The following is a 16,501-nucleotide window of genomic DNA, read 5'->3' as shown; positions in this document are numbered from 1 at the left end:
GTGTCGAGTGAGCCGGGTCACACGCCCGGCACGAGGGAGGCAGAGGCATGGCGGAGAACGTGCAGCAGCTGGTGCGGGAGCGGGCCGAGGACGACGGCGTCGCGATCCGCTACGGCGACCGGACCTGGACCTGGCGCGAGCACGTCGCCGAGGCGTCGACGGAGGCGTCCGCGATGCTCGGTCTCGCCGACCGCGAGCGGCCGGTGCACGTGGCGGTGCTGCTGGGCAACACCCCCGACATGCTCCGGTCGATGGCCGCCGCGGCGCTGGGCGGCTACGTGCTGTGCGGCATCAACACCACCCGGCGCGGGGCCGGGCTCGCCTCCGACGTACGCCGGTGCGACGCCCAGGTCCTGCTCACCGACGCCGAGCACCGCCCGCTGCTCGACGGGCTCGACCCCGAGCGGGACCTCGGCGGCGTGCGCGTCGTGGAGATCGGCTCGGACGAGCACGCCGCGCTGGTCGCGGGCGCCGGGCCGCTGGTGCCGCTCCGCGAGGTCGAGGCGATGGACACCTTCATGATGATCTTCACCTCCGGCACGAGCGGCGACCCGAAGGCCGTGCAGGTGGCGCACCTGATGGTGCTCTTCTCCGGCATGAACCTCGTCGACCGGTTCTCGCTGACCTCGGACGACGTCTGCTACCTCTCGATGCCGCTCTTCCACTCCAACGCCGTCGTCGCGGGGTGGGCGCCGGCGCTCGGCGCGGGCGCGACGATGGTGCCGGCGAAGTTCTCCGCCTCGCGGTTCCTCGACGACGTGCGGCGCCACGGCGTGACGTACATGAACTACGTCGGCAAGCCGCTCGCCTACGTGCTGGCCACGCCCGAGCGGCCCGACGACGCCGACAACACGTTGCGGGTCGCGTTCGGCAACGAGGCCAGCGACCGCGACATCGAGGAGTTCTCGACGCGGTTCGGCTGCGACGTGATGGACGGCTTCGGCTCGACCGAGCTCGCGGTCATCATCCTGCGCGAGCCCGGCACGCCGCCGGGCTCGATCGGCAAGGGCATGCCCGACGTCGGCATCTACGACCCCGAGACCGTCACCGAGTGCGAGGTCGCGCAGTTCGACGAGCACGGCGCGCTGGTCAACGCCGACCGCGCCGTCGGCGAGCTCGTCAACACCCAGGGCGCCGGCTACTTCCAGGGCTACTACAACGACCAGGGCGCCAACGAGGAGCGGATGCGCCACGGCATGTACTGGTCCGGCGACCTCGCCTACCGCGACGCCGAGGGCTGGATCTACCTCGCCGGCCGCACCGCCGACTGGATGCGCGTCGACGGCGAGAACCTCGCCGCCGCCCCCATCGAGCGGATCCTCCTCCGCCTCCCGCAGCTCAACCGGGTCGCTGTGTACGCCGTCCCCGACGGCAACGTCGGCGACCAGGTGATGGCCGCGATGGTGCTTCAGGACGACGCCACCCTCGCGCCGGCCGAGCTCGAGGCGTTCCTCGCCGACCAGCCCGACCTGTCCTCGAAGGCCTGGCCGCGCTACGTCCGCATCGCCCCCGACCTCCCGGCAACCGCCACGAACAAGGTCGTCAAGCGCGAGCTCATCGCCCAGGGCCCGACCCCCGGCAACGGCGAGCTCTGGGTGCGCGAGGAGCGCGGGCGCTCCTACGCCCCCGCCGGCGCACCCGTCCCCGCCTGACCCGCCCCCTCGGCCCACCCGGTGGCGACCGGCGACGGGAGTTGTCCAGAACCGGTTGCACGCGGCCGAGAACACGTTCTAGATTGGACACGTGTCCAGTTATGTGTCCAACGCGCCGCGCCAGGAGCTGGGGTCGCGGCGGGCGGGGACGGTCGAGCGGCTGTTCACGGCCGGGGCCGAGGAGCTGGACGAGGTCGGGCACGAGGCGCTGACGATCCGGTCGGTGGCGAGCCGGGCGGGGGTGTCGCCGGCGACGGCGTACACCTACTTCGCCTCCAAGAACCATCTCTTCGCCGAGCTGTTCTGGCGCTACCTCGCCGAGGACGCCGACCACGACCCGCGGGGCGCGGACGCAGTCGCTCGCGTCCAGGACGTCACCCGCCGGATGGCCGAGCGGCTGGCGGCCAGCCCGGCGCTGGCGGCGGCGGTGACCCCGGCGCTGCTCAGCTCCGATGCCGACGTGGCGCGGCTGCGGCTGCGGATCGGCGGGGAGTTCCTGGACCGGTTCGCGAAGGCGCTGGGGGAGCGGGCCGACCCGGCCGTGCTGGAGGCGCTGGTGCTGGCGTTCTCCGGGGCTCTGCTGCAGGCCGGCATGGGCGTCATGACCTACACCGACATGGGCGAGCGGCTCGACGCCGTGGTCGCCGCGATCCTGGAGGGCCACGCATGACCACGACGGCAGACCGCGCGGCCGCGCCGCCGGTCCTCGACCCCTACGACTACGCCTTCCACGAGGACCCCTACCCGACGTACGCCCGGCTCCGCGCCGAGTCCCCGCTGCACCACAACGTCGAGCACGACTTCTGGGCGCTCAGCCGGCACGCCGACGTCGCGGCCGCGGTGCGCGACGACGAGACGTTCTCCAACGCGATGGGCGTCTCGCTCGACAAGAGCGCGTGGGGCCCGCACGCCCACAAGGTCATGTCGTTCCTCGCGATGGACGCGCCGCACCAGGCCCGGCTGCGCTCGCTGGTCTCCCGCGCGTTCACCCCGCGCCGGGTCCGCGAGCTCGAGCCGCGGGTGCAGGCGCTGACCGAGCACTACCTCGGGCTCGCGCTCGACGGTGCCGGCAGCGGCGACGAGGTCGAGCTGGACTGGATCGCCGCCTTCGCCGGCAAGCTCCCCATGGACGTCATCTCCGAGATGATGGGCGTGCCGGAGGCCGACCGCGACGAGGTACGCCGCCTGGCCGACCTGGTGGTCCACCGCGAGGAGGGCGTCCACGACGTCCCGCCGGCCGGCATGGAGGCGGCGCTGACGCTGGTCGGCTACTACGCCGAGATGCTCGCCGAGCGCCGGCGCGCACCGAGCGAGGACCTCACCAGCGCGCTGCTCGAGGCCCGGATCGACGACGGCAGCGCCGACGGCGACCGGCTCGGCGACGACGAGATCATCGCGTTCCTCTTCCTCATGGTGGTCGCCGGCAACGAGACGACCACCAAGCTGCTCGGCAACGCGCTCTTCCACCTGACCGCGAGCCCCGCCCAGCTCGACGACGTGCTCGCCGCCGGGCCGGGACCGGACGGGCTCGTGGCGCCGTGGATCGAGGAGACGCTGCGCCACGACACGTCGAGCCAGATGGTGGCCCGCCACCTCAAGCGCGACCTCGAGCTCCACGGCACCGTCGCGCCGGCCGGGTCCAAGCTGCTGCTCCTGCTCGGCTCGGCCAACCGCGACGAGCGGGTCTTCTCCGAGCCGACCGTCTTCGACCTGCACCGCGACAAGGCCGAGCTCTCCCAGATCCTCAGCTTCGGCGGCGGCCGGCACTTCTGCCTGGGCGCCAACCTCGCGCGGCTCGAGGCCCGCGTCGTGCTCGATCACCTGGTGCGCGTCGCCGGCGGTCTCGAGGTCGACCACGACGCCGCGGTGCGCGTCCACTCCACGAGCGTGCGCGGCTTCGCCTCGCTCCCGACCCGCATCCGGCTGAGGTGAGGACGCGATGAGCGCGAGCAAGTACGCCCAGCCCGAGCGCCGCCCGGCCGTCGTCGCCGGGGCCTCGTCCGGCATCGGCGCCGAGACCGCCCGGGCACTGGCCGGGTCGGGCTTCCCGGTCGCGCTGGGCGCGCGGCGTACGGACCGGTGCGAGGAGCTCGCCGCCGCCATCCGCGCCGACGGCGGGGAGGCGGTCGCCCACCCGCTGGACGTCTCCTCCGACGAGTCGGTCGCCGACTTCGCCGCCAAGGTGCAGGCCGACCTCGGCGACGTCGAGGTCGTGATCAGCAACGCCGGGCTCGTCGGGCCCGGCCGGCTGCTCGAGGTGGGGACCGAGCGGTTCGGCCGCGAGCTCGACGTCAACCTCGTCGGGCCCTACCGGCTGCTCCACACCTTCGTGCCGGGCATGGTCGAGCGGCGCCGTGGCGACATCCTCTTCGTCTCCTCCGACGTGGCGCTGCGGGCGCGGCCGTTCATGTCGGCCTACACCGCCGGCAAGTCCGGCCTCGAGGGGCTCGTCGAGTCGCTGCAGATGGAGCTCGAGGGCACCGGCGTCCGCGCGTCGGTCGTGCGGCCCGGGCCGACCTGGAGCGAGATGGGCGGGGACTGGGACGCCGACGAGGCCGCCTTCGTGCTCGACCAGTGGGTCCGCTTCGGGCTCGCCCGCCACCCCCACTTCCTCAAGGCGCGCGCGATCGCCGACGCCATCACCACCGTCGTCAGCGCGCCCCGCGGCGTCCACATCAGCCCGGTGGACGTCAATCCCGAAGCACCCGTGGAGGACCCGTCATGAGCACCACCACGCCGCGCGACCTGCTGGCCGACATCCCGGAGGTCTCGACGGTCCTCGACGACCAGAGCCCCGAGGTGCCGGAGATCATCCGCGGCACCGGCCACCTGCCCGAGATGCGGGTCGACCCCATCGGCCTGTTCCACCGCGTCCGCGACGAGTGCGGCGACATCGGCCGCTTCCGGCTCGCCGACAAGGACGTCGTGCTGGTCACCGGCGCAGAGGCGAACGAGGCGTTCTTCCGCGCGCCCGACTCGACGCTCGACCAGGCGGCGGCGTACCCCTTCATGACTCCGATCTTCGGCCAGGGCGTCGTCTTCGACGCCAGCCCCGAGGAGCGGCAGCAGATGTTGAAGAACCAGGCGCTGCGCGGCGACATGATGCGCGGCCACGCGCAGACCATCGAGGCCGAGATCCGCCGGATGGTCGCGGACTGGGGCGACGAGGGCGAGATCGACCTGCTCGACTTCTTCGCCGAGCTGACGATCTACACGACGTCCGCGTGCCTGATCGGCAAGCCGTTCCGCGAGGAGCTCGACGTCCGGTTCGCGCAGCTCTACCACGAGCTCGAGCACGGCACGGACGCGATCGCGTACGTCGACGCGTACGCCGACATCGACTCCTTCCGCCGCCGCGACGCCGCCCGCGAGGGGCTCGTCGCCCTCGTGCAGGGGATCATCGACCGCCGGATCGAGCGCGGGCCGGTGCCGCGCGAGGAGCGCGACCTGCTCGACGTGCTGATCTCGCTGGAGATGTCGGCCGACTACGTGACCGGCATCTTCATCTCGATGATGTTCGCCGGTCACCACACCAGCAGCGGCACGGCGTCCTGGGCGATGATCGAGCTGCTGCGCCACCCCGACGTGATGGCGCAGGTGGTCGGGGAGCTCGACGACCTCTACGCGGACGGCTCCGAAGTGTCGTTCCAGGCGCTGCGGTCCATCCCAGTGCTGGAGTCGGCGCTCAAGGAGACCCTGCGGCTGCACCCGCCGCTGGTCATCCTGATGCGGCTGGTCCAGGAGGACTTCGACCTGCTCGGCCGCACCATCCCCGCCGGCACCGTCGTGGCCTCCTCGCCGCGGGTCTCGAACCGGATCGAGGAGGACTTCCCGGACGCCGGCGCCTTCGACCCGGGCCGCTACCTCGACCCGCGGCAGGAGGACCTGCAGAACCGCTGGACCTGGATCCCGTTCGGCGCCGGTCGGCACCGCTGCGTCGGCAACGCGTTCGCGATGATGCAGATGAAGGCGATCTTCTCCGTCGTCCTGCGCGACTTCGAGTTCGAGGCGGCGCAGCCGCTGGACTCCTACCGCGACGACTTCACCAAGATGGTGATCCAGCTCGAGCAGCCCTGCCGGGTGCGTTACCGCCGCCGGCCGGGCCGGTGACGGGCCGGTGACGGGCCGGTGACGGGCTGGTGAGCGGGCGGTGAGCGGAATGCGGGTCGTCGCCGACCTCGACCTCTGCCAGGGTCACCAGCTCTGCCAGGGCGAGGCGCCCGACGTCTTCGGCTTCGACGAGGACGCCGACGTCGTCGTCGTGCTCGAGCAGCACCCCGACGAGGCGCGTCGCGCCGACGTCACCCAGGCCGTGAAGTACTGCCCCGCCTTCGCGCTGACCATCGACGACGGGGCCACCGAGGAAGAGGACCGACCATGACCGGGACCACCGCCGACCTGACCCGTGCCGAGCTCGAGGGGTTCTGGGAGCACTGGCTGGCCGTCAACCGCGACGCCGAGCGGCAGGGCGACTGGCGGGTGCTGGCCGAGGAGTACGCCGAGGACGCCAGCTACGGCTGGATGTACTCCGTCGACGAGCACTTCATGGCCGTCGGCCGCGACCAGATCCGCGACTGGGCCATCGGCATCGAGATGGACGGCTTCGACGGCTGGCACTACGACTACGTCGCCACCGTCATGGACGAGAAGAACGGCATGGTCGTCGGCTTCTGGAAGCAGCGCTCGGGGATCACCGACGACGCCACCGGCAAGGAGTACGAGATCCTCGGCATCGGCGGCTCGTGGTTCGGCATCGAGCGGCAGACCGGCGGCGCCGACGACGGGCAGCTGAAGATCGCCTGGCAGCGTGACTGGTTCGACATGCCGTCGACGGCGCACACGTTCATGGAGATCCTCAAGTCGGGCAAGGCGCCCGACTCGCTCCTGGCGCGGATGAAGGTCTCCGGCCACGGTGTCCCTGGGCACTACCACCTCGCCGACATCCCCTCGCCGGTCTGGCCGCCGCCGGTCGAGGCCGGGCTGCACGTGCGGCCCGAGCCCGCGCTTCCGGCACAGTCGGAGCCGACGGCATGAGCGAGCCGGTCACTGGGCTGGCGAGCCCGCCGGCCCAGCAGCTGGTCGACGGCAAGCTGGTCCCGGCGAGCGACGGCGCGACGTACCCCATCCTCGACCCTGCCACCGCCGAGGTCATCGGCCACGCCCCGGACGGGACGGCCGCGGACGTCGAGGCGGCGATCGCGGCGGCGCGGCGGGCGTTCGACGAGAGCGCGTGGTCGACGGACGTCGCGCTGCGGGTGCGCTGCCTGCGCCAGCTGCACACCGCGCTGCTCGAGGAGGCCGAGGCGTTCAAGGCGCTGACCACGGCCGAGGTCGGCATGCCCGGCTTCATGATGGGCGCGGCCGGCTTCGACGTCCCGGTCGACGGGCTGCGGTGGGTCACCGACCTGCTGGAGACCTACGAGTTCGAGACCGACCTCGGCGTCGCGAAGCCGATGGGCATCGCGTCGCGACGGACGGTGCGCCGCGAGCCGGTCGGCGTCGTCGCCGCGATCAGCCCGTGGAACGTGCCGACCCAGATCAACCTCGCCAAGATCGGGCCCGCGCTGGCCGCGGGCTGCACGGTCGTGCTCAAGCCCGCTCCGGACACCCCGTGGGTCGCGGCCGAGCTGGGGCGGCTGGTCGCCGAGCGCACCGACCTCCCCGCCGGCGTGCTCAACGTCGTCACCCCGCGGTCCAACGAGGTGGCCTCCGTGCTCGCCAGCGACCCGCGCATCGACATGGTGTCCTTCACCGGCTCCACCGCGACCGGCCGCGCGATCATGGCCGCCGCGGCGCCGACGCTGAAGAAGGTCTTCCTCGAGCTCGGCGGCAAGTCCGCGGCGATCGCGCTCGACGACGCCGACGTGGCCTCGGTCGCCGGCGCCACGGCGTTCGCGGCATGCATCCACGCCGGGCAGGGCTGCGCGATCACCACCCGGCTGGTGGTGCCGCGCGAGAGGTACGACGAGGCGGTGCAGGTCGCGGCAGCGACGATGGAGTCGATCGGCGTCAAGGACCCGGCCGACCCTAGCGCGATCTGCGGACCGGTCATCTCGCAGGTCCAGCGCGACCGCGTCGAGGCCTACCTGAGGTTGGCCGAGGAGGAGGGCGGGACGTTCGCCACCGGCGGTCACGTCCTCGACGACCGGCCCGGCTACTGGGTCGCGCCGACCGTCGTCGCCGGCCTCGACAGCTCCTCCCGGCTCGCCCAGGAGGAGGTCTTCGGCCCGGTGCTGGTCGTCCTGCCGCACGACGGGGACGACGATGCCGTCCGGATCGCCAACGACTCGGCGTACGGGCTCTCCGGCTCGGTCGACTCCGGCTCGCTCGAGCGCGCCAAGGCCGTCGCCGACCGGATCCGCACCGGCACGCTCGCGGTGAACGGCGGCGTGTGGTTCAGCCCCGACGTGCCGTTCGGCGGCTACAAGCAGTCCGGCCTCGGTCGGGAGATGGGCGTCGCCGGCTTCGAGGAGTACCTCGAGGTGAAGACCATGGCCTTCCCGGCCTGACTCGACAGGAGCACCATGCACAGACTCCAGGACAAGGTCGTCGTCGTGACCGGCGCGGCGCAGGGCATCGGCGAGGCGTACGCCCGGGCGCTGGCCGCCGAGGGCGCCTCCGTCGTCGTGGCCGACCTCAACGCCGAGGCCGGCGAGAAGGTCGCCGCGGACGTCGGCGGCCTCTTCGTGCGCACCGACGTCTCCTCCCACGAGGACGCGGCGGCGCTGGTGGTCGCGACGGTCGAGCGGTACGGCGGGATCGACGGGCTGGTCAACAACGCCGCGATCTACGGCGACATGCAGTTCGACCTGCTCGTCAGCGTCGACTGGGACTACTACCGCACGTTCATGAGCGTGAACATGGACGGCGCGCTCGTGATGACCCGTGCGGTCTACTCGGAGATGCAGAAGCGCGGCGGCGGCTCGATCGTCAACCAGAGCTCGACCGCGGCCTACCTCTACTCCGGCTTCTACGGACTGGCCAAGGTCGGCGTCAACGGCCTGACCCAGCAGCTCGCGCACGAGCTGGGCGGCATGGGCATCCGGGTCAACGCGATCGCCCCCGGACCGACCGACACCGAGGCCACCCGCACCCAGGCCGGCGGCGCGTTGAGGGAGCTGGTGAAGTCGCTCGCGATCAAGCGGATGGGCCAGCCCGAGGACATGGTCGGCGCCTGCGTCTTCCTGCTCTCCGACGAGGCCTCGTGGGTGACCGGGCAGATCCTGGCCGTCGACGGCGGGCAGACGTTCCGTGGCTGAGCCTGCTGTCGGCTTCGTCGGGCTCGGCAACATCGGCAAGCCGATGGCGCTCCGGCTCGCGGTCGCGGAGGCCCTCGACGTCCACGTGTACGACGTCGCGCCGGGGCCGCTGGCCGAGCTCGAGGCCGCGGGGGCGAAGGTCGGCGGGTCGGTGGCGGAGGTCGCAACTGCGGTCGACGTGCTGTGCGTGATGGTCCGCGACGACGACCAGGTCCGGGCCGTGCTCGACGAGGCGCTGACCACCGCGCGCGACGGACTGGTGTTCGTCGTGCACTCCACGGTCGCTCCCGGCACCCCCGGCGAGCTGGCCGACCTCGCCGCGCGATCCGGCGTACGGCTCCTCGACGCGCCGGTCAGCGGCGGCCCGATGGGCGCCGCCGACGGCACACTGGCGATCCTGGTCGGCGGGGAGGACGAGGCGTTCGCGGCGGCCCGGCCCGCGCTGGACGCGATGGGCACCAAGGTCGTCCACACCGGCCCGGTCGGGTCGGGCACGCGCTTCAAGCTGGCGCGCAACCTCATGCACTTCGTGTCGTTCACCGCCGCAACCGAGGCGCAGCGGCTCGCCGAGGCCGCCGGGCTCGACCTCAAGGCGCTCGGCGACGTCGTGCGCCACACCGACGCGATCACCGGAGGGCCGGGCGCGATCATGCACCGCGAGACCGCCGCGCCGATCGCGCCGGACGACTTCTGGCACGGGGTGTTCTCCCACGTCGTGGCGCTGGGGGAGAAGGACCTCGGGTTCGCCGTCGCGCTGGCGGACGAGCTCGGCGTCGACGTACCGCTCGCGCGGCTCGCGGAGCAGCGGCTGAGGAAGGGACTGGGACTGTGAACGAGGACCGCACCGCCAAGTTCGACCACCTCCCCGAGACCCGCCGCCGCGGGCTGGAGAAGATGGAGGAGGTCTACGGCTTCGAGATGTCCGACGGCGACGGCGACTTCTTCCGCTACACCGCCGACCACCTCTTCGCCGACATCTGGACCCGCCCCGGCCTCTCCGACCGCGACCGGCGGCTGCTCCTGATCGGCATGCTCGCCGGCCAGGGCGCCGCGGACGTGCTCGGCATCCAGGTGCCCGCCGCCCACGCCAACGGGGAGCTCGACGACGAGGCGCTGCGTGAGATCGTGGTGTTCGTGAGCCACTACGCCGGCTGGCCCAACGGGGCCCGCCTCAACTCGATCGTCGAGGACACCATCGCCAAGGCGGCCCGTCGAGCCGCGCGCGCGGCCGACCAGACGGAGCAGTCGGGGGAGCAGTCCTGAGCGCTGCGACCGCCGTCCGTCCACTCGCCCTCGCCGACCTCGACCGGGTCGTCGCGCTCCTCGAGCGTCGCCTCACCCGCACCGCCGCCTGGGCGCCGCGGATGTGGCGACCTGCCGAGCAGGCGCCCGCGGTGCTCCGCGCCATGGCGGAGCGGATGCTCGAGGCGCCCGACGCCGTCTGCCTCGGCACCGACGACGCCGTGCTCCTGGGCGTACGCCGCGGCGCCGGCGTCGTCGTCGACCACCTGGAGTCCGCCGGCGACGACCCCGATGCGCTCGCGCGGCTGCTGACCAGCGTGCCGGCCGACGCGGGGGAGGTGCGCGTCTTCACCCCGGTCGCCGACGAGGTGCGGATCGCCGCGACCGATGCCGCCGGCCTCGCCGTCACCGGCCGCTGGTGGGTCCGCGACCTGCCCGTCACCCTCGCGGTCGCCGCGAACCTGGCCCCCCCGAGGCCGGGCTACTCCCTCGCCCCGGCCCCGCCCTTCCACGACCCCGGTGGCCCGATCGCCGTCATCGGCAAGGCCGCCTCCGCCCAGGAGCTGGTCGAGCTCGGCGTCGACGCCGCCGCCCGCGAGGCCCGCGTCGCCGTCGTCATCGCCGACACCGGCTCGCCGCTGGAAGCCCTCGCCGCCGAGGCGGCGTACCGGCCGGTGGCGGAGCTGCGGGCACGCTGAGCCTCGGCGGCTCTTGGAGTCGGCGCAGACGGTGCCGTCTCCGCGGCGGTCAGCTCGCCTGCGGATGCGAAGGGCGCCACTCGTGCGCACCCGGGAGCGTCGATGATGAGCCCTCAGCCGATCTCGCCTAGATGAGAACAGGATCGAGCCGCCGATCAGCGGCGAATCTTCGCCGCCAGCTGGTCGACACAGCGCGCTGACTCGGTACCGTCCAAGGCATGCACATCAAGCTCGAGAACGTCGGCATCGCCGTCCGGGACCTCGACGCGACGATCGCCTTCTTCACCGACCTCGGCCTCACCCTTCTCGGCCGCGACACCGTCCAGGGAGCGTGGACCGACACTGCGGTCGGCCTCGACGGGAATCACGCGCACATCGCGATGCTCCAGACGCCGGACGGCATCGGCCACCTCGAGCTCTTCGAGTACATCCACCCCGACGCGATCGAGACGGAGCCCACCCGGCCCAACGAGATCGGCATGCACCGCGTGGCCTTCTCGGTCGATGACATCGACGCCGCCCTCGAAGTCGCCGCGCGGCATGGCTGCTACCCGCTCCGCGGAGTCGCGACCTATGAGGACGTGTACAAGCTCGCCTATGTCCGCGGACCGAGCGGCATCATCGTGATGCTCGCCGAGGAGCTGCAGAACCGCTGACCCTGGGGTGGTCCTGCTCCGGCACCCGCCAACGGCCAAAGTGCGTCCCTACGCCGCCCGTCGGCGCTGACCACAAGTGACCGCGCATGCCGTGAGCGGAAGCGCGGCGCATTCCGCCCAGTTAGACGCAACCGTGCAGGTGACCAGGGACACGCCTTTGATCCGGTAGGCGCTCGGCGCATCCCGCGCTGCACGGTCAAGTGAGTACTACCCCGACAGCTGCCTCAATCAGCGGGCGCGCCTGGGAGTTCACCAGTAAATCGCGACGAACTCGGCCTCAAGGATTTCTTGCTCATCGCCGTCGGCCGCTGGGTCCTCAATCGCTGCGTCAACAGCAGGAATCGCAGCCTGCAGTTGAGCGATGGCTTGGAACGGTTCGCGCAGTTCGGCTACCAATTCTCTGTCGATGGGCGCCAGCACCAGGGGTGGGCTCGCGGCGACCGCGCCGACGACATGGTCGAACGCGCGTCTGGTGACGCCGACGTCGCCGAGTTTCTCGACGTCGGGGATGAGATGGGACGCCTCCTCGGCGGCTCGGTTCAGTGCGGCCTCATCGAGGCTGCGTCCTGTGCTCCTGGCTAGGGCTTGCCCGAAGGGTATGAGGCCATGAACTCTGATGACTTCAGGGATGGGGGTCGTAAGCACTTCAACGCCGGATTTGTGCATACCGCGGAACGCCAACGGCAGTTGTCGGAGTTGATCGCCGATCCCCTTGTCGATTGAGTCGAAGACGTCGGCGAGCTTCACGGGAGTCCAGCTCGTCGCGAGACCGCTTCTCGCGAGGCGTGCATACACAGTGTACTCCGACCAGCCGAAAAGGACTCGACGGACGTCTTTCCAATAGAGCGGTAACTCCGTGACACCGGCGATCGCGATTGTCTCCGCTGAGGCCGCAACGGCACTTCCCTGTGCGAGAGCTGCTGCGTCGACAAGCCAGACTTCGTTGTCGACGTCGATGCGGAGGTGGCTGACGACTTGGGCATTGATGGGTACGAGATCGACGAGCATCTGCGGTATCAGCTCCAGGGCCGGCGCAATCTCGGCAAACTGCGACTCGCTGAGGCCAAACATCGACGACCGACCCTTGATCAGGTCGAGCATAGATGTGGCTGCGGCTGTGACCTGATAAGTGGGGTCGGCGCTGAGCTTGACTCGGAGTTCAACGACATCTCCGCGTTCGAGATCGCTCACACGGACAGCCCGACGCTGCCGGGCGAGGGCGCTCAGCTTGCGGCCAAGGTCGGCCTCCGTATCGGCGGGCTTTGGCCTTCTGCGCGCTTGCTGGTCCTCGACAGAAAGTTTGAGGTCTGTGTCGGTGAGGCGAAGGCTGCGGAACGTTCCTTGAACGACGGCCCGTCGGACGACTTCCTGCGTCGTCGTTCGTGAAGACGTCGTGCGGGACGTAAGGCCAAGACCCGGAGACAGCGGCGTAGCGGGCGCAGATATGGAACTTCCAACCTCCCCACCGGTCGTCTCGGCATGGGTGTTCTTGAATGTCTCGGCGATGGAGCCGTGCCGTGCAGCGACGAGGCTGGTGACGCTCACCTCATCGAGGTAGACGAACTCTCGTCGTCGCTGTTGCCAGGCACGTTTGCGCGACCAGCGCGGTCTGAGGTTCACGAGCGGCCCGCCTGCCTGAGAGTGGTTTCACGGTTCATCCTTGCGCGGACGTAGCCCTCGCGGACGTCTTCGGCGTTGAGCCTGTTTCGGCCGTCGAGGGCGGCGAGAACCCCGGCTTCGGTCCAGATCATCGACATCTCCGCGGCTGTCCAACCCTCTGTCCCCTCCGTCAGCGCTTCCAGATCGGCTTTGTCGGCTCCCAAGACGCGGCGTGAGGAGGCGCGGAGGATGGCGAGACGGTCTCCGCCGTTCGGGTGTCCGTTGAACTCGACCTTGAAGCTCAGTCGGCCCGGTCGCAGAAGTGCGGTGTCGAGCGCTCCGGGCAGGTTGGTCGCTGCGATAACCAGAACGCCCTTAGCCGGGTCAAACCCATCGAGGATAGTGAGGAACTGACCCACGAAGCGGGTGACGTACTCGGGGGCATCGTTGTCGCGTTTGGACACGATGCTGTCGAGTTCATCGAAGAACAGGAGCGCGGGCGCGCTTTTGGCTGCATGGTCGAAGAGGTCGCGTAGCCGTTGCTCGCTTTCACCGACCCACTTGTTGATGATTTCCGGTCCGTCGATGAGGTAGAAGCTGGCGCCGACCTCCTTGCTTAGCGCGCGGGCAAGGTAGGTCTTTCCGGTGCCTGATGGACCGCTGAACAGGATGCCCTTCACTGGGTTGACCCCGATGCGCTCCAAAAGTTGTTGGGGGTCGAGGGCGACTCGTGCGAGGTCCAGTGCCCGTCCGACGAGATCCGGGGATCCGCCGAAGTCGGACAGTTCGACATCTATGTCCGCCGGTTCGACCAGCATGATGGACGGGTCGAGCCCTGATTCGTTGCGATGGATCCCGAGACGGTCGATGGGCTTAGTAGTGAGAACGGCCCCGGGGATACCTTCACTGCTGACGGAGACGGCTTGTCCAGGTTGGAACGGGTTCGCTGCGCGTTGAGGTACGTCCGTAAGTCGGCCGTTGATTTCCAGGATGGCCCTGGTCCCGTCGTCGCTCAGCTCGACGACAGTTCCAATGCTCCCCTGGGCCGGCCAGTCGTCCGGGGTGAGTTTCTCGATTTCTTCAGAATGGGCGCTATCGGGGATGAAGTAGACGTCACCGGGTTCGGAGGCCGCGAGGTCTGGGTGCCAAAGCCATCCCTGCCCGTCGGGCAAGCGATCGATGTAGATGCGGTTCTTTGCGACATCGACACTGCGCACTCGCACGATCGAGCCGCTGACCGGCGGAACGAACTCGTCGTCGAAGATGCTCACGGAAGCGGTCTCCGGGCTCGCGGCGGGGACTGGGACATGCGGACTCCGGCTGTATGTAGCCCGCCGGTCGCTGCCACTCAGTGAGCGCAGGTCCAACATGCGGGGATTACGATCTGTGGGCCTGAAGGACGATAGCGGCGGGACGGCGGTGGCGTAGGATTCCCGCACGCTTGACCGGCGCTCGATCCGGCGGCGTGCATCATCCCGCCGCGACTGGGCGCGTCCGAACTACGTAGTCGCGACCGGCGGTCGGCCGGACCTATCCCTTGACGCGCCCAGTCTCGTACGCCCACATCGCGACCTCGACCCGGTTTCGGGCGCCGAGCTTGTTCATCAGCGCGCCGACATGGGTCTTCACCGTGCTCAGAGTGATGTGCAGCTCGTCGGCGATCTCGGCGTTGGTGCGGCCGCGGGCGACGGTGAGGAGCACTTCTTCCTCGCGTTCGGTGAGCGGCTCGATCGGCTGGGTCGGCGGGGCGGCTCGCTCCGGGCCCGCCAGCGTGGTGAGCAGGCGGCGGGTGATGCCGGGTGAGATGAGCGCGTCACCGTTCGCGGCAGCGTGGATCGCCTGGACCAGCAGCTCGGGCCCGGCGTCCTTGAGGAGGAAGCCTCGAGCGCCGGCCTTGAGGGCGCCATGGACGTACTCGTCGAGATCGAAGGTCGTGATGACCACGATGGCCAGGGGGTTCTCGACGCCGGGGCCAGCGAGCTGGCGGGTGGCCTCGACGCCGTCGATGCCGGGCATTCTGATGTCGAAGAGGCAGACGTCCGGGCGCAGCTCGCGTGCCACGGCCACCGCCTCGTGACCGTCCGTCGCCTCGCCAACGACCTCGATCCCGGGCTGCGCGTTGAGGATCATGGTGAGCCCGGTGCGGACCAGGAGCTGGTCGTCGGCGACCACCACCCGGATGGTCATCGCGGCACCTCCCGCGGGAGAGTCGCCTCGACGGTCCAGCCGCCGACCGGGTCCGGCCCGGCCTGACAGGCGCCGCCGAGCAGCTTGGCTCGTTCAGCCATGCCGAGCAGGCCGTAGCCCACGGTGGTCGCGGGGCGGGCTGCTTCTCCGTCGTCGTGCACACGCAACCGTACGGCGCCGACGTCGCCGGTGACCTCCACCGTGACCGCCGTGGCGTTCAGCGAGTGCCGGATCGCGTTGGTGACCGACTCCTGGCAGATCCGGTAGACCGCCACCTCGACCGGTTGCGGCAGGCCGGCGAGGTCGCCGTCGCAGTGCACCTGCACCACCGGGCTCATCCGGGTCAGCTCGTCCAGGTCGCTGATGCCCCGCTGCGGCGTGTAGTCGGCCGCCTCGCTGTCGCGGAGCACCCGGACCATCGTGCGCATCTCGTACAGGGTCCGCGACGCCTCCGCCTCGATCACCGCCAGCGCCTCGACCGCCGAAGCCGGGTTGGTGGCTGCCACCGCCCGCCCCGCCTGGGCCTGGATCGCGATGGCGGACACGTGGTGCGCGACGGTGTCGTGCAGCTCGCGGGCGAGCTCACCGCGCTCGAGCGTCCGGACCTGCTGCACCTCGCGCTGGCGCGCGACCGCGCGGTAGCGCATCGCGGCCCCGAGGGCGAACGCCGCGACCAGCACGGTGGTGCCACCGATCACGTCCTCGAGGGTCTCGCTGGTCGCGAGGCCCAGGCCGGCCGGCACGGCGACGATCGCCGTACCGACCAGCGCCTCGGGCCCGGAAGCCCAGCGGTACAAGGCGTACGGCAACAGCAGGACGCCGATCATCGAGTAGAGCCCCGCATCGGCGACGTCGCCGAGGATCATCGGGAGGTGCAGCACCATCGCGCCGCCGAAGCCGACCGCGGTCGCCGGGAGCGGATGGGTACGCCGCCAGAGCAGGGCCGGGATCACCAGGAGCGCGACCAGGGTGGCCAGAGGCCGCGCCGGTACGTCGGGGCGGAAGATCGCCTCGCCCGCAGCCGTGGCCAGCAGCGCGTTGACCAGGGCCCAGTCCCACCACACCCGCGCCGGTGGGTCCGGGGCACGGGGCTCGGCGAGGATCGAGCGGATGAAGGCGGTGAGCACCTCTGCAGCCTAGGGAGCGGTGACCCTCCTCGTACCGGGCACAAGCACGAGCCGCTCCTCGTCCTTTCGGCTGAGGAGCGT

At 70.8% G+C, this 16,501-nt stretch carries 17 protein-coding genes; 13 read left to right on the top strand and 4 right to left on the bottom strand.

Annotated features, from left to right (window positions below):
• The first annotated feature begins 47 nt into the window (after window positions 1-47).
• The 13 genes from fadD1 (at window position 48) to H7344_RS10930 (ending at window position 11,507) form a co-directional block, all read left to right on the top strand.
• Window positions 48-1,652, top strand: coding sequence for a fatty-acid--CoA ligase FadD1 (gene fadD1 / locus H7344_RS10990; protein WP_186346069.1), 1,605 nt, complete (start codon window positions 48-50; stop codon window positions 1,650-1,652).
• A 91-nt stretch (window positions 1,653-1,743) separates the two neighbouring features.
• On the top strand, window positions 1,744-2,322 hold the full coding sequence (locus tag H7344_RS10985) for a TetR/AcrR family transcriptional regulator (protein ID WP_222130521.1): 579 nt from the start codon (window positions 1,744-1,746) through the stop codon (window positions 2,320-2,322).
• Window positions 2,319-3,584 carry a cytochrome P450 gene (locus tag H7344_RS10980; protein ID WP_186346068.1) on the top strand — a complete coding sequence of 422 codons (1,266 nt, stop codon included), beginning with the start codon at window positions 2,319-2,321 and terminating at the stop codon, window positions 3,582-3,584. Before H7344_RS10985 ends, H7344_RS10980 begins: the two co-directional genes overlap by 4 nt.
• A 7-nt stretch (window positions 3,585-3,591) precedes the next feature.
• Window positions 3,592-4,377 carry an SDR family oxidoreductase gene (locus tag H7344_RS10975; RefSeq protein ID WP_186346067.1) on the top strand — a complete coding sequence of 262 codons (786 nt, stop codon included), beginning with the start codon at window positions 3,592-3,594 and terminating at the stop codon, window positions 4,375-4,377.
• The gene (locus H7344_RS10970; RefSeq protein WP_186346066.1) at window positions 4,374-5,762 is read left to right on the top strand and encodes a cytochrome P450; all 1,389 of its coding nucleotides are present in this window, start codon (window positions 4,374-4,376) and stop codon (window positions 5,760-5,762) included. Before H7344_RS10975 ends, H7344_RS10970 begins: the two co-directional genes overlap by 4 nt.
• A 49-nt stretch (window positions 5,763-5,811) precedes the next feature.
• Entirely contained in the window at window positions 5,812-6,033 is a 222-nt protein-coding gene (locus tag H7344_RS10965; protein ID WP_186346193.1) for a ferredoxin, read from the top strand.
• Entirely contained in the window at window positions 6,030-6,686 is a 657-nt protein-coding gene (locus H7344_RS10960) for a nuclear transport factor 2-like protein (protein WP_186346065.1), read from the top strand. The genes H7344_RS10965 and H7344_RS10960 overlap by 4 nt, the downstream gene beginning before the upstream one ends.
• On the top strand, window positions 6,683-8,161 hold the full coding sequence (locus H7344_RS10955; RefSeq protein WP_186346064.1) for an aldehyde dehydrogenase: 1,479 nt from the start codon (window positions 6,683-6,685) through the stop codon (window positions 8,159-8,161). Before H7344_RS10960 ends, H7344_RS10955 begins: the two co-directional genes overlap by 4 nt.
• 15 nt (window positions 8,162-8,176) lie before the next feature.
• On the top strand, window positions 8,177-8,911 hold the full coding sequence (locus H7344_RS10950; RefSeq protein ID WP_186346063.1) for an SDR family oxidoreductase: 735 nt from the start codon (window positions 8,177-8,179) through the stop codon (window positions 8,909-8,911).
• Complete coding sequence (locus tag H7344_RS21195; protein ID WP_186346062.1) at window positions 8,904-9,743, top strand: NAD(P)-dependent oxidoreductase; 840 nt, start codon at window positions 8,904-8,906, stop codon at window positions 9,741-9,743. The genes H7344_RS10950 and H7344_RS21195 overlap by 8 nt, the downstream gene beginning before the upstream one ends.
• Entirely contained in the window at window positions 9,740-10,174 is a 435-nt protein-coding gene (locus tag H7344_RS10940) for a carboxymuconolactone decarboxylase family protein (RefSeq protein ID WP_229707144.1), read from the top strand. The genes H7344_RS21195 and H7344_RS10940 overlap by 4 nt, the downstream gene beginning before the upstream one ends.
• Before the next feature lie 101 nt (window positions 10,175-10,275).
• Entirely contained in the window at window positions 10,276-10,851 is a 576-nt protein-coding gene (locus tag H7344_RS10935; protein ID WP_186346061.1) for a hypothetical protein, read from the top strand.
• A gap of 218 nt (window positions 10,852-11,069) precedes the next feature.
• Window positions 11,070-11,507: a VOC family protein gene (locus H7344_RS10930; RefSeq protein ID WP_186346060.1), complete on the top strand. Its 438-nt coding sequence runs from the start codon at window positions 11,070-11,072 to the stop codon at window positions 11,505-11,507.
• A 249-nt stretch (window positions 11,508-11,756) separates the two neighbouring features.
• On the opposite strand, the gene H7344_RS10925 is transcribed toward H7344_RS10930, so the two are convergent.
• The 4 genes from H7344_RS10925 to H7344_RS21185 all read right to left on the bottom strand — a co-directional run bounded on the left by H7344_RS10925 (window position 11,757) and on the right by H7344_RS21185 (window position 16,420).
• On the bottom strand, window positions 11,757-13,127 hold the full coding sequence (locus tag H7344_RS10925) for a DUF6414 family protein (RefSeq protein ID WP_444544115.1): 1,371 nt from the start codon (window positions 13,125-13,127) through the stop codon (window positions 11,757-11,759).
• Window positions 13,124-14,377, bottom strand: coding sequence for an ATP-binding protein (locus H7344_RS21190; RefSeq protein ID WP_186346058.1), 1,254 nt, complete (start codon window positions 14,375-14,377; stop codon window positions 13,124-13,126). The genes H7344_RS10925 and H7344_RS21190 overlap by 4 nt, the downstream gene beginning before the upstream one ends.
• 259 nt (window positions 14,378-14,636) lie before the next feature.
• Entirely contained in the window at window positions 14,637-15,293 is a 657-nt protein-coding gene (locus H7344_RS10915) for a response regulator (RefSeq protein ID WP_186346057.1), read from the bottom strand.
• Window positions 15,290-16,420: a sensor histidine kinase gene (locus tag H7344_RS21185; RefSeq protein ID WP_186346056.1), complete on the bottom strand. Its 1,131-nt coding sequence runs from the start codon at window positions 16,418-16,420 to the stop codon at window positions 15,290-15,292. The genes H7344_RS10915 and H7344_RS21185 overlap by 4 nt, the downstream gene beginning before the upstream one ends.
• Window positions 16,421-16,501: the final 81 nt, after the last annotated feature.

The sequence above is a fragment of the Nocardioides deserti genome, assembly GCF_014266025.1.
Taxonomy (GTDB): Bacteria; Actinomycetota; Actinomycetes; order Propionibacteriales; family Nocardioidaceae; genus Nocardioides; species Nocardioides deserti.
The sequence above is the reverse complement of the archived record's forward strand: the minus strand, read 5'-3'. Positions and strand labels throughout refer to the sequence as shown.